This is a genomic window from Rhodococcus sp. NyZ502 (assembly GCF_041464245.1).
GTDB lineage: Bacteria > Actinomycetota > Actinomycetes > Mycobacteriales > Mycobacteriaceae > Rhodococcus_F > Rhodococcus_F qingshengii.
The window spans coordinates 924,853-939,238 of the sequence record NZ_CP167155.1; the positions used below are offsets into that span (position 1 = coordinate 924,853).

A 14,386-nucleotide genomic window follows, 5' to 3' on the forward strand; every position below is an offset into this window, starting at 1 on the left:
CTCACCTGATGGCGGGTCGACGCCCGGACCAGGCGTTCTCGAGGAGTTCGCTCAGGCCCGGCGGGGTGATCTCACGCGGATTCGGATACGCGGCGGAGGTGGCGAGTTCGACTGCATTTTCGATTTGATCGTGACTCATTCCCAGTTCTCGCAGAGTGGTCGGTCCGCCGCACGCGGTGACGAGGTCGAAAACGCCGGTAGCGGCATCGGATGCGCCCAGAGCAGTCGCTATTCGCGACATCACATCCGGGACAGCAGGCGCGTTGAATGCCATTGCATGGGGGAGGACCACGGTGTGGGTGGGGGCGTGCGGCAAACCGAAACTGCCGCCGAGGGTGTGGCACAGCTTGTGATGGAGCCCCATGCCGACTGTGGCCAAGCAGGTTCCAGCCAACCAGGCCGATTGCAGCAGATCTGTCCTGCCTTCCACATTTCTCGGGTCGTCGACAAGGGGCGGCAGAGCGTGGGCGATCCCGGAGACAGCCTCGATCGCGATCGCGTCGGTGATCGGGTTGGACTCGGCGGAATACAACGCTTCAACCGCGTGCGCCATCGCGTTGACGGCACTGGTGACGGTGGTATCCAGCGGCAGATCGAGAGTGAGGTCGACGTCGTAGATGACGGTTTCCGGTCTGATGTGGGGAGAGGAGCGAGTTGTCTTGCGTCCGTTCTCTGTTTCACCCAACACCGGAGTGACTTCTGATCCCGCGTACGTTGTCGGAACGACGATCTGATCGAACCCCGCTCGTAGTGCCAATGCCTTGGACAACCCGGTTGCCGAACCGCCGCCGATCGCGACGACCGTGTCGACGTGATGGTTCTCGGCAAGTCTCAGCGCGGCTGTCGTGACTTCGATCGGAGTATGCATCAAAGCGCCGTCGAAGCGGGCCACCGCCATGTCGCCGAGAGATTCGGTCACGGCGGCGGCAACCGCGTCGAGTCGACGACTTGCCAGCACCATCACTCGGCTACGGCCGAGCCGCCGCACTTCTTCGGCGATCGTATCGATCATCCCTTGGCCGAAGACAATTCGAGCCGGTGAAGCGTCGTACGAGAAGGGCTTCATGTCATCCCTGCGAAACGGTGGCGTGCATTTCCCAGACGATGACCTCTGCCCCGGTATCGGAGCTGATCTGCTGACCTCCGCCGCCGGACACGCGTACCGCGTCACCTTGTTCGAGCACTCCGACGCCTTCCATGGCGGCCTGACCGTCGGCGACAAAAACGTGCAGGAACGGTGCGTCGGGCAGGGTCACGGGCTGTCCGGGTTGCAGACGCGCAACGTGCATCGCGGCGTACTTGTTCTTGATCCGGATTGCCGAGTGATCGGCGTACGCGTCCATGCCGGAGGCGACGGGAACCAGTCCACCGGCAAGCAATTCGGCGTCGATCTCCAACTGCTCGTAGCCGGGGGTGATTCCGGCTTCGTCGGGGATGACCCACATCTGGATGAAGTGAACCGGGTCGCTGTGCTTGTCGGAATGGCTGCCGGCCACGTCACCGAGTCGCCACGAATCGTTCTTCTCCGAATGCAGGATGCCCGTTCCGGCGCTCATCCGCTGGGCTAGACCGGGGTAGATGACACCCGAATGACCCATCGAATCCTGATGTACGAGAGAACCTCTCAGTACCCAGGTGACGATCTCCATGTCCTGGTGGGGATGGGTGTCGAATCCCATTCCCGGCGTGACGATGTCGTCGTTGTTCACCAGAAGAAGACCGTGGTGAGTGTTCTTCGGGTCGTAGTGATTGCTGAACGAGAACGAGTGCTTCGAGTCCAGCCAGCCGGCATTGGACTTGAAACGATCCCCGGATCGACGGATATCGAGGTTCGGCTGCGACAGAGTGGAGGTCATGGTGTGCCTTCCGAATGGTATGGGGGAGAGCAAGTTTTCAGAGGACGTGATTGCCGTACATCTCACCGAGTGGGTCTGCGATCAGTTCGAGTCGAGCGCCGTCGGGATCGCGGAAGTACAGCGAAACCTCACTGTGCTCGATCAGTTCGACGCCGGCCTCGGTCAGTCTGGTACGTAGCTTCGCCCACTTGGCGGGTTCGACGCTGATCGCGATGTGGTGGAGGCCGCCGAGTACTTCTTGGTACGGGCCCACGTCGAGACCCGGGAAGTCGAAGAACGCCAGAAGGTTGCCATTGCCGATGTCGAAGAAGAAGTGCGACGACCCGGGATAGTCACGGTTCTCGATCAACTCGGTGAGTGGGAATCCGAGGAGATCCTGGTAGAACTTCACGGTTCGTTCGACGTCACTGCTGATCAGGGCCGTATGGTGCAGGCCGCGTGCGGTCGATGCGGGTCGTTTGTCGGCGGGGAGCAGATGTCGATCCCTGATCTCGGCCCGGCGTTCCTCGAACTGCACTGCGTTGTTGTCGCTCATAGCGCCCGCCTCTCGGTTGAACCTTCTCTTCGAACAGGTAGTTGACTGATCAACTACATTGAGAATAGATCATTTGATTTCGTTGTCAACTACTTCGGATATGCTGGTGTCATGGAATCGACGCGGTGGTTGAGCGACTCGGAGCAAACGGCCTGGCGGGCTTACCTGGACTCGACCCGACTGCTCCAGCGTGTTCTCGATCAGCAGTTGGTGCGAGACTCCGACATTTCCTTCACCGATTTCGAACTGCTGGTCGCTCTCGCCGAAGCGCCCGGCCGGCAACTGCGCATGAGTGAGCTCGCCGACGCTGTGATGGCTACCCGAAGTGGTGTGACTAGGGCCGTCAATCGGCTGGTCGGTGCCGGGTGGGTGCGCCGGGTCGAGTGTGTCGACGACAAGAGGGGCGCTAATGCGGAGCTGACCGACTCGGGTGCCGAGAAATTGGCGTCGGCAAGCCCGGCGCACGTGGCCGCTGTACGGGAGAGCATGTTCGACCTGCTGAGCCCGCGAGATGTCGAGCGGCTGGGTGTGGTCTTCGGTGAGATGCGTCGGCACCTTCTCGAGGCCCAAGCAAGTAATTGACAGAGCAACGGCCCATGTCACGTAGTTGGTGAGGGCTGCGAACGGACTGCCATCATTGTCTGGTGACCCGTATTCGTATGTTCGCAACCGACCTCGACGGCACCCTGCTGCGCTCCGACCGAACGATTTCGGCGCGCACCGCGCAGGCCATGGAGAACGCGCGGCTCGCGGGGATCGAAGTTGTGTGGGCGACGGCCCGGGCCAGGCATTCGGTACACACGTTGGCGAGCTCGTGCGGATTTCGCGGTAAAGCTGTGTGTGCCAACGGAGCTGTCATTCTCGACCTGGCGGACGGGACTCCGGAGATCGTCGACACCGTTTCGATCGAAACATCTTTGGCTGCAACAGCTATGGAGCAGGTTCGTGCTCTGATTCCTGGCGTCGTGTTCGCGAACGTCGGACCCACGCAGTTCTTTGCCGAGCCGGAGTATGCCGCTCTGTGCGAGTTCGCGGACCATCACCGGCACCTGCACGAGATGGTGCTCGCCGATACGCTGCCGCTGGACGTGGAGCCGATGGTCAAGATCGTGGCCCGGCATGCCGAGGTTCCCAGCGCCGACCTGTACCGAACTGCGGTCGCTGCGGGCATCGAGGGTGTGGAGTTGACCCACTCCGGGGCTCCGTACATGGAAATGGCTGCAGCGGGCGTCTCGAAGGCCAGCGCTCTCGCGCAGTTGTGCGCGATCGACGGCATCGACGCGTCGGAAGTTGCCGCGGCCGGTGACGCCTTCAACGACGTTGCGATGCTGAACTGGGCCGGAACGGCTCTGGCGCCCGCCAACGCCAGAGCCGAGGTCATCGAGCTCGCCGACCGAATTTTGCCCACGAACGACGAGGACGGGGTGGCGAGCTGCCTCGAAGAGCTGGTTGCGGGGAGCTAGTTCAGCTGCTGACGGCCTTGGGTCCGGTGCCGATACCGACTCCGCAGTCCGTCATGAATTCGGAGAAGACACGGTCGAAGCGATCCGGATAGTCAAGGTGCGGGAAATGCCCGGCGCGCTTGAATATCTCCACCCGCCCCAGCGGTAGTTCGGCGCGAGCATTCTCGGTGTGGGCGTTGGGGATGATGGTGTCTTCCTCGCCCCACACCAGTAGTGCCTGCAGGTTCTTGAAGTTGGCGAAATGCGGAGTGGCATTGACGGTTTGGCCGTTGTAGTTGATGACCGATCGCGCGGTCGCCAGAAATGCCTGACGTGTCGACGCGTCCGATACCGAAGCAAAGCTCTTACGGGCCTCACTCGCGCTGGCACCGAGCTTGAACAGGCCGATCTTGTTGAAAAGTCCGAGCGCTTTGTCCGTCACGTCGGTCAGCGTCCTGGACGCGAGAACGGGAAGTACCAGTTCGCTGCCGGGCAGAGTCGCCGCGCGCAGGAGTGGGCTCACCTCGGGGCCGAGTCCGCCGCTGGCCACCAGGCACAGCCGCTCCACCCGGTCGGGGAACAGGTACAGCGTCTGCATCGCGATCCCACCACCGAGGGAGTGACCGACGAGGGTGGCCGACGGAATATCGAGGGCTTCGAGGAGGTCGCGAACGGTGGCGGCGTGAGCACTGAGTGAATAGTCGCCGGCAGGCTTGTCCGACGCACCATGTCCGAAGAGATCAGGGGCGATCACGCGGTAATGACGCGAGAGCGTCTCGATCTGCGGCTCCCAATTGGAGTGCGCGCCCAGTAGGCCGTGAATGAGCACCACAACGGGGCCACTGCCTTGGTCGACGTACTTGAGCTGGTCGCCGTGCAATACAACCGTCTGTAATTGGTCGGTTGCCATGATTGAACCTTTCGGAGCCGCCAGTGTCTGTGGCTGCTCGCGTGTTGTCGGACCGCACCCGCCCCGACGCGGATCCACGGGTATTTGTGACCGGGAGTAACCCCAGTTCCCTCAGTATGCCCACCGAGGGGCCCGATGTCGTCGCCATCGGGCGTGTTGTGACGAACCGTGAGCCGTCGGCTGAGGGGAGACGTACAACTCACCGCCGCGTGTCGGCGCCGCTGATCAGGCGAAATCGACCAGTTTGCCGAAAGTGAGGTTGATGTCCCACGGTGTGACGCCCCACGTCTCGATCGCTGATACCGCGAAGATTCCGGCAGCCTCGATGGTGTCCTGTGAGGCTGGTGCCGAAACGGAAACGCCGGTTTGTCCGCTCGGAACCTCCGGCCAGACGCCGGTTCCGGCGGGCGCGGGGGTGGCCTCCATGACCGCGTTGGCCAGTCCCGATTCGTCGACGGTCGTGAAGAGGCAGTTCGGCTCGTGCGGAGAATCCCACCCGCCGAGTTCCGCGAGCCAGAATTCGCCACGTCCAGCAGCGGAGATCGCGACCGACGCGAGTACCGATTCGAGATCTTCCCAAGCGTCGGACGTCGGGGCCGACGCCTCGGTGAGCTTGAACGGTGCGGCAAGTGCAGTGCTGTCAGGGGAAGCGAAGCGCGGCTGCACAGTGAGGGCCTGGGTCTGGGCATCCAGAAACGCAACCTCTCGGAACTTGTTGTCCGGCAGGGTCGTACGGGCTACGAGACCGCGTCCCAACAGTGCGCCGAGCGCCGCGGGATCGTCGACGCTCCACAAGCGGGTCTCGTCCTCGGACCAGGTGCGGATCTTTCCGCCGACGACGGGACTGATCAGCACGGGCTCGAGGTTCGTAGTGCCTGTTGACTCGCTCACCGCTGGCTCCCCACCGCACGTCGTACCGCCGGACCGGTTCCGGGCGACGAGATAAGTATGCCGCCTCGCTGCTGTGCGCCTTTATTAACCGCCGGGGGTTAATAAAGGCGCACAGCAAGTGGTCACATATGCGTGCCGCCGTCGATGCGGATTTCCGTTCCGGTGACAAACGAGCCGTCCTCGGAAGCGAGCATCGCGATCACGCCGGCGACCGCGGACGGGGGAGCGAAACCCTCACCGATTGCCGGGGCCAGCTTGCCGAGCAGCGTGAAGTCGATGTCGGCCGGGAAGCCGGGATCGGAGGTCATGCCCGAAGCGATGCTGCCGGGTGCGACGGCCACGGCGCGAAGGCCCTGCTTGCTGTACTCGAGTGCAAGTGCGTGCGTGAAGGATTGGATTCCACCCTTCGACGCCGCATATGCCGTCATGTACGGGTGGGCGAAGGTCGCCGATGTGGAACTGAAGTTGACCACGACGCCTGCTCCGCTTTCGAGCAGTGCCGGCAGGGACTCCCTCGTCATGAGGAAAGTTCCGGTGAGGTTGACCCCGATGACGGTGTTCCAGAAATCGAGTGTCATCTCGTGGGTGTGCGCGGAGCGCAGAATGCCCGCCGCATTGACCAGCACGTCGAGCCCGCCCAGAGCCTTGATCGCAGCGCCGACCTGTTCGCGAACAGACTCTTCGCTGGAGATGTCGACCTTCACCGTGGTCAGGCGATCGGAGTGTCCTGCGTCCTTCGCGGTGTTCAGCGTCTGTTCGAGGCCGGTCTCGGAAATGTCGGCGGCGACGACGGTGCCACCTTCTGCCAGGATGCGGGCAACGGTGGCCTGGCCGATTCCGGATCCTGCGCCGCTGATGAGGACGCGCTTGTCGTCGAATCGATTCACGAGAAAACTCCGGTCTGTGGGATGGACAGTTGTCTGGTGACCGATTCTGCGCGATCCAGAGCTATTAATCTGCTGGGCATTCCACTGACTGGGCACCAGTGGTGCTTGTTCGCTCGCAATCCCGAGCGAACAAGCACCGACGTCTCCTAGAGGCCCGCTGCCTGCGCGAGGCTCGGCAGGTAGGTGCTCGGCTGACCGAAAAGCTGAGCGCTGCCGTGTGCGCGCTTGAAGTACAGCTGAGCGTCGTGCTCCCAGGTGATTGCGATTCCGCCGTGCAACTGAACCGCTTCGGAGGTGATCTGCTGCAAGGCTTCCGAGCAGTAGACCTTCGCCACTGCCGCGTCGTCCGCCGACTGCGTCGCCACGGCGGCGTACGTCATCGACCGCGCCGTCTCGACCAACGTGTACATGTCGGCCATCCGATGCTTGAGGGCCTGGAAAGAACCGATCGCGCGACCGAACTGCTTGCGCGACTTGGTGTATTCCACAGTCTGTTCGACGATCGCTGCGGCCGCTCCCACCTGTTCAGCAGACAAGGCGATCAGAACGACGGTTCGGATCCGATCGACCAGATCTTCGGACCACTCCAGTGGCCGACCACGAACACCGGAGAACGTGACCTCCGCCAGCGTTCGCGTCGGATCCATGGTGGGGACGCGTCGGCGGGAGACGCCTTCGGCCGCTGGATCCACTTCGTAGAACCCGTCGGCCGTGAGAACGAGCAGGGTGTCTGCGACGTGTCCGTCGAGGACGTACGACGCCGTGCCGGTCAACGCGTCTTCGGTTGCCTCGACGCCGAAGGTGCTCCAACCCGCGGCACCTGCCCAGCACAGAGCGAGCGTGCTCTCGCCGGACGCGACACCGGGCAGCAGTCGCGAGCATGCGTCGTTGTCACCGGAAAGCAGCAGTGCCTGTGCGGCAAGAATCGCCGAACCCAGCATCGGTGACGGGGTCAGCGTGCGGCCCAATTCCTCCTGGACCACGTGTACTTCGCCCAAACCTGCTCCGACGCCGTCGAACTCCTCCGGAATCGCCAACGCGGCGACGCCGATCTGCTCGCACAGCTTGCTCCACAAAGCGGCGTCGTAGCCGATCTCTGTGGTGATGGCGGCGCGGACGGCAGCGGAGTCGGAATGCTTGCTCAGGAGATCGCGTACCGATGCGCGCAATGCTGCCTGGTCTTCGGTGTCGATGCTCATGATGCAACCAGCGCTTCGACGACGCGTGCGCGATGCTCGGACGGTGTGCCCCACGCGGTGAGCAGCGCCCGTACCTTGGTGAGCCACAAGGAGAGATCGTGTTCCATCGTGTAGCCGATGGCGCCGTGAACCTGGAGTCCGACGCGAGCGGCCTTGTACGCAGCATCCCCGCACGCGACCTTGGCCGCAGAGATGTCACGCGAGGCGTCGGCCGACTGATCGCGAACCGACAGTGCGGCGCCGTGCAGCAGGGGGCGAGCCATCTCGAGGGAGACGGCAACCTCGGCCAGGTGGTGCTTCATGGCCTGGAACTGTCCGATGACCTTGCCGAACTGCTTGCGCTGCTTCGCGTATTCGGTGGTGACCTCGAGCAGTGTCTGTCCCAGGCCCTGCAACTGCGCGGCAGTGGCAAGAGCGCCCATGTCGAAGGCGGCCGAGAAGTCGGCGGAGCCCAGTGATTCGCCGGCGGAAACCTCGTAGAGCTTGCGGGAGAGATCCACTGATGCCTTGGCTTCGCCAGGGACGCCGAGTGATACGGCACCGTCCTGCGCTAGCAGAACCAGATCCACCGCATCGGCGTCGAGCGCGAACGGTGTGCGCGGGGGAGCTGCGACGGTTGCCAGCGAACCCTCGGCGAGAGCAGAGAGACGTTCCGGTGCAACGGAAGCCAGGAGCGTCGGCGCCACGGCGATCGTTTCGACGACCGGTCCGGGTACTGCGTGCCGACCGAGCTGTTCGAGCGCAACGACCAGGTCGACGGCGTCGGCGCCGAGTCCGTCGTGCTCTTCGGAGATGACGAGACCGTTGACGCCGGTCTCGGCGAGGCGCTGCCAGAGCTTCTTGCCCGGCTCGGTGTCACCGTCGTTCCACGAACGGATGACGGCGGGCATGTCGGACTTGGTCAGCAGCGCATCGATGCTTGCAGCGAAGTCCTGGTGGGAGGAGTCGAGCGCGAATCTCATCGGTCCGCCTTCGGTAGGCCGAGCAGACGCTCAGCGATGACGTTTTTCTGAATCTCGTTGGTGCCTGCGTAGATCGGGCCGGACAGGGAGAACAGGTATCCGTCCATCCAGTTGTCGGCCAACTCGGCTTCAGGGCCCTGAAGTTCGAGAGCAGTCTCGTGGGTGGCGATATCCCACTCGGACCAGAAGACCTTGTTGATCGAGGACTCGGCGCCGAGCTGTCCACCGTCGGCCAGACGGGTGACGGTGCCGAATGTGTTGAGTTGGTAAGCGCGAGCGCCGATCCAGGCGTCGGCGACCTGGTTGCGCAGAGCGCTGTCGTCGGTGCGTCCGCTGGACTTGTACAGCTCGAGCAGGCGGTCGACGGTGGCGAGAAAGCGGCCGGGGCTGCGCAGCGAGAGACCACGCTCGTTGCTCGCGGTGCTCATCGCGACCCGCCAACCTTCGTTGACGTTTCCGATCACACCCGACTCACCTGGGTTGGCCGGGTCGTCCGGAACGAAGACGTCTTCGAGGAAGATCTCGGCGAAGCCGGGCTCACCGTCGAGCTGATCGATCGGGCGAACGGTGACACCCTTCGACCGGAGGTCGAACATGAAATACGTGATGCCCTTGTGGCGCTGCGCATCCGGATCGGAGCGGAACAAGCCGAAGCCCCAGTCGGCGTAACTCGCGCGTGAGCTCCACGTCTTCTGACCGTTGAGCAGCCAGCCGCCGTCGACCTTCTTCGCACTCGAACGCAGGCTTGCGAGGTCGGAACCGGACTCGGGCTCGGACCAGGCCTGGGCCCAGATGTCGTCGGCACGAGCCATGCGCGGCATGATGCGAGCCAACTGCTCGGCATTTGCATGCTCGAACAGTGTGGGAGCCAACAAGAAGATGCCGTTCTGGCTGACGCGGCCGGGCGCGCCCGAGCGGTAGTACTCCTCCTCGAAGATGACCCATTCGAGCAGGGACGCATCGCGTCCGCCGAGTTCCTTGGGCCAGGAGACGACGGCGTAGCCGGCATCGGCGAGCGTGTGCTCCCACTGACGGTGCTCTTCGAAGCCTTCGGCGGTATCCATCGACTTCAGGGGAGTCGCGGGCACATTCGCTTCCAGGAACGAGCGAACCTCGTCACGGAATGCGGTTGTGGCGTCGTCGAATACGAGATCCACTAGTTTGTTCCTTCCTGCGGTGCGCGAGCACTGGCAGCCATAGCTTTGGCGTCGAGACCACCAAGCGAGTCTTTGCCGACTTCGGCGTTGTGAGCGTGAGCGAAGTGATGCAGACCGAAGACGGAGTCGATGCCGTTGCGCATCCCCATCTGATCCTCGCACTGATTGACGGCCTTCTTGGTCAAAGCCAGTCCGAAGCGCGGCATCTCGGCGATACGTCCGGCGAGCTCGAACGTCTCCTTCTCGAGATGCTTGCGGGCGACGACGCGGTTCACCATGCCGATTTCGTATGCACGTTGCGCGGTGAACCGATCGCCGGTGAAGAGCATTTCCTTGGCGAATCGTGAACCGACCATCCACGGGTGCGCGAAGTATTCGACGCCGGGGATGCCCATGCGGACAACGGGATCGGAGAAAAAGGCGTCGTCGGCCGCGACGATCATGTCGCAGACCCAGGCGAGCATGAGCCCGCCGGCAATGCAGGCGCCTTGCACCATCGCGATGGTGGGCTTGGGGATCTCCCGCCAACGGCGGCACATGCCCAGGTAGACCTCCATCTCGCGGGCGAAACGCTGGTCACCGCCTGGCTTGTCGACGTGATCCCACCACATGGTGGCCTTGTTATCGTACTCGACGTGATGGTCGCGTCCCGGAGTTCCCAGGTCGTGACCGGCACTGAAGTGAGGTCCGTTGCCTGCCAGGACGATCACCTTCACGTCGTCGTCTTCGACGGCGCGCTGGAATGCCGCGTCGAGGGCGTACGTGACCACCGAGTTCTGGGCGTTGCGGTAGTCGGGTCGATTCAAGGTCACGACGGCGACCGAGTCACGAACTTCGTAGGTCACGACGTCGGCTTCGAAGGGAACGGTCATGATTGTTCCTCGCGCAGAACCGTTTTGAGGACCTTGCCCGAAGGGTTGCGGGGCAGGTGATCTACGAAGCGCACCTCGCGGGGCACCTTGAAGCCTGCGATCTTCTCCTTGAGGAAGGCGATTACCGACTCTTCGGTGAGGCCGGCACCGTCGAGTTGGGCGATGTAGACGCGGCCCACCTCTCCCATCCGGTGATCGGGGATGCCGATGGCAGCAGACTCGTGGACGCCGGGCAGGCGAGCCAACATGCCCTCGATCTCGGCGGGGTAGACGTTGAATCCGCCGCTGACGTACATGTCTTTCAGACGGTCGGTGATGTCGAGATAGCCACGCTCGTCGAGGGTTCCGACGTCTCCGGTGTGCAGCCAGCCGTCGGCGTCGATTGCCTTGGCGGTGGATTCGGGGTCGTCGAGGTATCCGAGCATGACGTTCGGTCCACGAAGCAGGATCTCACCCTGGTCGCCGATCTTGACCTCGAAATCGGCTGTCGCGCGGCCGGAACTGGTGGAGACGGTGACCGGGTCGTCGTCGGTGCGGCACATGGTCGCGACCACTGCCTCGGTCAAACCGTATGCCGTGAGGACGGCGTCGAAAAGCTCTGCTTGCATGCGCTCGACGAGAGCAACCGGCACGGGTGCTGCGCCCGTGATCGCGATGCGGAGCGAGGACAGGTCGTATTCGCTGCGGCGGGGATGATCGAGGATGGTCTGGTAGATCGTCGGGGCGCCAGGCAGGATGCTGATCTTCTCGCTGCTGACCAATGCGAGGGTGTCGTCGATGTTGAAGACGGACACCGGCACGATCGTCGCACCGTTCAACAGGCAGACCAGGATTCCGGCCTTGTACCCGAAGGTGTGGAAGAACGGGCTGATGATGAGGAAGTTGTCGTCGGCGGTGACCTCGGCGCATTCACCCCACGACTTGGCGACAGCGATGGACTGACGATGCGCGGTGATCGCGCCCTTGCTGCGCCCCGTGGTGCCGGAGGTGAAGAGGATGTCGCTGACGTCGTCTGGCTGCACCTTCGCAGCACGCGCGTCGGCTTCGGTGCGGGCGGCGTCGGTGGCGAGCGCGAGGAAGTCCTCGAACTCGATGACGCCGTCACGGTCGTCGTCCCCGTCGATCGGTACCTGGATGACGGTGGGGATCCTCAGGTCCGGATTGGCGTCGAGGAACTGCTGGTACCGGTCGGCCTTGAGGAACGTGCCGACGACCACCAGGGCAGCTGCGTCGACGCGCTCGATGATGTCGAGTGCTTCGGTGCCGGTGTAGCGCGTGTTGATCGGGATGATGGCTGCGCCGGCGTACTGAGCGCCGAGCAGGGCGATCACCCAGTGGTACGTGTTGGGCGCCCAGATGACGACGCGGTCGCCTGCCTTCACCCCACGGTTGATCAGTGCGCCGGCGAAATCGCGGACGCGCTGATGTAGCTGTGCGAAGGTCAGTCGGGTGTCGCCATCGGCGATAGCCGCGCGCTCACCGAACTCCTCGGCGGCCCGGATGAGGGCTGATGGGATGGTTCTCGGTTGTTCGGTCACTGGACTCCTACCTGACACGCTACCTAGCAAGTGCTTGGTAGGTTATCTTACATATGTGGACCAGAGCGAGAGCCCGGACGGGCAGATGACGGACGACGAGTTTGCGGCCACGGTCGCGCAGTGGTTGGCCGAGAACTTGACGGGCAAATTCGCCCAGCTCAAGGGTAAGGGCGGCCCCGGCAGTGAGCACGAGTTCTTCGAGCAACGACTCGAGTGGGACAAGCACCTCGCAGCGTCGGGGTGGACGTGCCTCGGGTGGCCGAAGGAGTTCGGCGGGCGGGTAGCAAGCATCTCCCAGCAGGTCATCTTCCATCAGGAGTACGCGAAGGCCGGTGCGCCCGCTCGCGTCAGCCACATCGGTGAAGAGCTGCTCGGCCCGACGCTGATCGCGTACGGCACCGACGAGCAGAAGCGCCGATTCCTTCCTGGCATCAACACGGTCAGTGAACTGTGGTCGCAGGGCTACTCCGAGCCCGGCGCCGGTTCCGACCTCGCGAACGTCTCCACGACCGCACGCCTCGAAGACGGCAAGTGGATCATCAACGGCCAGAAGGTGTGGACCTCACTGGCTCACGTCGCGCAGTGGTGCTTCGTGGTCTGCCGCACCGAGGTGGGCTCCAAGCGTCACCAGGGGTTGAGCTTCCTGCTTGTCCCGTTGGATCAGCCCGGTGTGACAGTTCGGCCCATTCAGCAGCTCACCGGCACATCGGAGTTCAACGAGGTCTTCTTCGACGACGCCGTCACCGATGCCGATCTGGTGGTCGGGGAACCCGGCGAGGGCTGGAAGATCGCGATGGGGCTGCTCACCTTCGAGCGCGGTGTATCGACGCTCGGACAGCAGATCGGATTTGCCCGCGAGCTCCAAGGCGTCGTCGACTTGGCGAAAGCCAATGGCAGTGACCAGGATCCGCACATTCGCGAAAAGATCGCCCGCGCGTGGGTCGGACTGCGCGTGATGCGCGCCCACGCGATGCGCACTCTCGACGCGGTCGACGCCGGAACCGGTGGCGGAGAAGCGTCCGTCGCAAAACTGTTGTGGGCCAACTGGCATCGTGATCTGGGACAGCTGGCGATGGACGTGCAGGGGGCGTCGTCGTTGGTTGCACCGTGGGCGGATTCCGAAGGCAATGCCTCGGACATCACCGATCCCGAGCACCTCGAGCTCGACGAATGGCAACGCCTCTTCCTCTTCACCCGCGCCGACACGATTTACGGCGGCTCCAACGAAATTCAGCGCAACATCATTTCCGAGCGCGTGCTCGGTCTTCCCCGAGAGGCCCGTTAATGTCTGACACCAAAGCCGCGTCCCCGCTTTCCGTTGCGCCGGAGGAAACCCCGGGCCACGGACTGCTCGCGGGCAAGAAGGCGATCATCACCGCCGCAGCCGGAACCGGCATCGGTTTCTCCACTGCGCGCAGGGTGCTTCTCGAGGGCGGCGACGTTCTCGTCTCCGACTTCCACGAGCGTCGACTCGGCGAGACGGTGGAGAAGCTGAAGGCCGAATTCCCCGGTCAGCAGGTCGAATCGATCATCTGCGATGTATCGAGCACCGAGCAGGTCGACGCGTTGTTCGTCGGCGCCGCCGAGAAGTTGGGACGTATCGACATCGTCGTCAACAACGCGGGCCTTGGCGGTGAAACTCCCGTCGTCGACATGACGGACGATCAGTGGGATCGCGTTCTCGACATCACACTCAACAGCACCTTCCGTTCGACGCGCGCCGCCCTGCGGTACTTCAAGAGCGTTCCCCACGGCGGTGTTCTGGTGAACAACGCGTCCGTTCTCGGTTGGCGCGCGCAGCATTCCCAGGCGCACTACGCCGCAGCCAAGGCCGGCGTCATGGCGCTGACTCGGTGCAGCGCCATCGAAGCAGCGGAGTACGGAGTCCGTATCAACGCGGTCTCGCCTTCCATTGCGCGTCACGCGTTCCTGGCGAAGGTCACCAGTGAGGAACTGCTCGACCAGTTGGCTTCCGGTGAGGCCTACGGCCGCGCCGCGGAGGTCTGGGAGATCGCAACGGTCATCGCGATGCTCGCCAGCGATTACTCCACCTACATGACCGGCGAGATCGTCTCCGTTTCTTCGCAGAGGGCCTAGCGTCCCCGTGCGCGGTTAAGGAGTCCCTGGACTCGCTGAC

At 63.4% G+C, this 14,386-nt stretch carries 15 protein-coding genes; 4 read left to right on the plus strand and 11 right to left on the minus strand.

Going from position 1 to position 14,386, the window contains the following annotated elements:
• Position 1: 1 nt before the first annotated feature.
• The 3 genes from ACBG85_RS04345 to ACBG85_RS04355 are packed head-to-tail and all read right to left on the minus strand — an operon-like array spanning position 2 to position 2,391.
• The gene (locus ACBG85_RS04345) at positions 2 to 1,066 is read right to left on the minus strand and encodes a maleylacetate reductase (RefSeq protein ID WP_372026321.1); all 1,065 of its coding nucleotides are present in this window, start codon (positions 1,064 to 1,066) and stop codon (positions 2 to 4) included.
• A gap of 1 nt (position 1,067) precedes the next feature.
• Positions 1,068 to 1,856: a pirin-like bicupin family protein gene (locus ACBG85_RS04350; protein WP_231782933.1), complete on the minus strand. Its 789-nt coding sequence runs from the start codon at positions 1,854 to 1,856 to the stop codon at positions 1,068 to 1,070.
• A gap of 37 nt (positions 1,857 to 1,893) precedes the next feature.
• Positions 1,894 to 2,391, minus strand: coding sequence for a VOC family protein (locus ACBG85_RS04355; RefSeq protein WP_007734170.1), 498 nt, complete (start codon positions 2,389 to 2,391; stop codon positions 1,894 to 1,896).
• Positions 2,392 to 2,502: 111 nt separating this feature from the next.
• Here ACBG85_RS04355 and ACBG85_RS04360 point away from each other — a divergent pair, with 111 nt between their 5' ends.
• Together ACBG85_RS04360 and ACBG85_RS04365 are read left to right on the plus strand one after the other, a co-directional pair.
• Positions 2,503 to 2,973 (plus strand): MarR family winged helix-turn-helix transcriptional regulator, encoded by a 471-nt coding sequence (locus ACBG85_RS04360; protein ID WP_007734171.1) that lies wholly within the window; start codon positions 2,503 to 2,505, stop codon positions 2,971 to 2,973.
• Positions 2,974 to 3,035: 62 nt separating this feature from the next.
• On the plus strand, positions 3,036 to 3,854 hold the full coding sequence (locus ACBG85_RS04365; protein WP_372026325.1) for a Cof-type HAD-IIB family hydrolase: 819 nt from the start codon (positions 3,036 to 3,038) through the stop codon (positions 3,852 to 3,854).
• 1 nt (position 3,855) lies between these two features.
• On the opposite strand, the gene ACBG85_RS04370 is transcribed toward ACBG85_RS04365, so the two are convergent.
• From ACBG85_RS04370 to ACBG85_RS04405, 8 genes are all read right to left on the minus strand, one after another.
• A complete protein-coding gene (locus ACBG85_RS04370; protein WP_003945464.1) occupies positions 3,856 to 4,743 on the minus strand; it encodes an alpha/beta fold hydrolase in 888 nt (295 codons plus the stop codon).
• A 225-nt stretch (positions 4,744 to 4,968) separates the two neighbouring features.
• Positions 4,969 to 5,634, minus strand: a complete 666-nt coding sequence (locus tag ACBG85_RS04375; RefSeq protein ID WP_372026328.1) for a hypothetical protein — start codon at positions 5,632 to 5,634, stop codon at positions 4,969 to 4,971.
• 122 nt (positions 5,635 to 5,756) lie between these two features.
• On the minus strand, positions 5,757 to 6,521 hold the full coding sequence (locus tag ACBG85_RS04380) for an SDR family NAD(P)-dependent oxidoreductase (protein ID WP_042449451.1): 765 nt from the start codon (positions 6,519 to 6,521) through the stop codon (positions 5,757 to 5,759).
• A 146-nt stretch (positions 6,522 to 6,667) separates the two neighbouring features.
• A complete protein-coding gene (locus ACBG85_RS04385; RefSeq protein ID WP_003945931.1) occupies positions 6,668 to 7,720 on the minus strand; it encodes an acyl-CoA dehydrogenase family protein in 1,053 nt (350 codons plus the stop codon).
• Positions 7,717 to 8,682 carry an acyl-CoA dehydrogenase family protein gene (locus ACBG85_RS04390; RefSeq protein ID WP_007734178.1) on the minus strand — a complete coding sequence of 322 codons (966 nt, stop codon included), beginning with the start codon at positions 8,680 to 8,682 and terminating at the stop codon, positions 7,717 to 7,719. The genes ACBG85_RS04385 and ACBG85_RS04390 overlap by 4 nt, the downstream gene beginning before the upstream one ends.
• Positions 8,679 to 9,839, minus strand: a complete 1,161-nt coding sequence (locus tag ACBG85_RS04395) for an acyl-CoA dehydrogenase family protein (RefSeq protein WP_007734181.1) — start codon at positions 9,837 to 9,839, stop codon at positions 8,679 to 8,681. The genes ACBG85_RS04390 and ACBG85_RS04395 overlap by 4 nt, the downstream gene beginning before the upstream one ends.
• Positions 9,839 to 10,711: an enoyl-CoA hydratase gene (locus ACBG85_RS04400; protein WP_372026334.1), complete on the minus strand. Its 873-nt coding sequence runs from the start codon at positions 10,709 to 10,711 to the stop codon at positions 9,839 to 9,841. The genes ACBG85_RS04395 and ACBG85_RS04400 overlap by 1 nt, the downstream gene beginning before the upstream one ends.
• Positions 10,708 to 12,249, minus strand: a complete 1,542-nt coding sequence (locus ACBG85_RS04405; protein WP_372026336.1) for a FadD3 family acyl-CoA ligase — start codon at positions 12,247 to 12,249, stop codon at positions 10,708 to 10,710. Before ACBG85_RS04405 ends, ACBG85_RS04400 begins: the two co-directional genes overlap by 4 nt.
• A 55-nt stretch (positions 12,250 to 12,304) precedes the next feature.
• Here ACBG85_RS04405 and ACBG85_RS04410 point away from each other — a divergent pair, with 55 nt between their 5' ends.
• Positions 12,305 to 13,534: an acyl-CoA dehydrogenase family protein gene (locus ACBG85_RS04410; RefSeq protein ID WP_372026339.1), complete on the plus strand. Its 1,230-nt coding sequence runs from the start codon at positions 12,305 to 12,307 to the stop codon at positions 13,532 to 13,534.
• Entirely contained in the window at positions 13,534 to 14,346 is an 813-nt protein-coding gene (locus ACBG85_RS04415) for an SDR family oxidoreductase (RefSeq protein ID WP_003945582.1), read from the plus strand. Before ACBG85_RS04410 ends, ACBG85_RS04415 begins: the two co-directional genes overlap by 1 nt.
• The last annotated feature ends 40 nt before the right edge of the window (positions 14,347 to 14,386 follow it).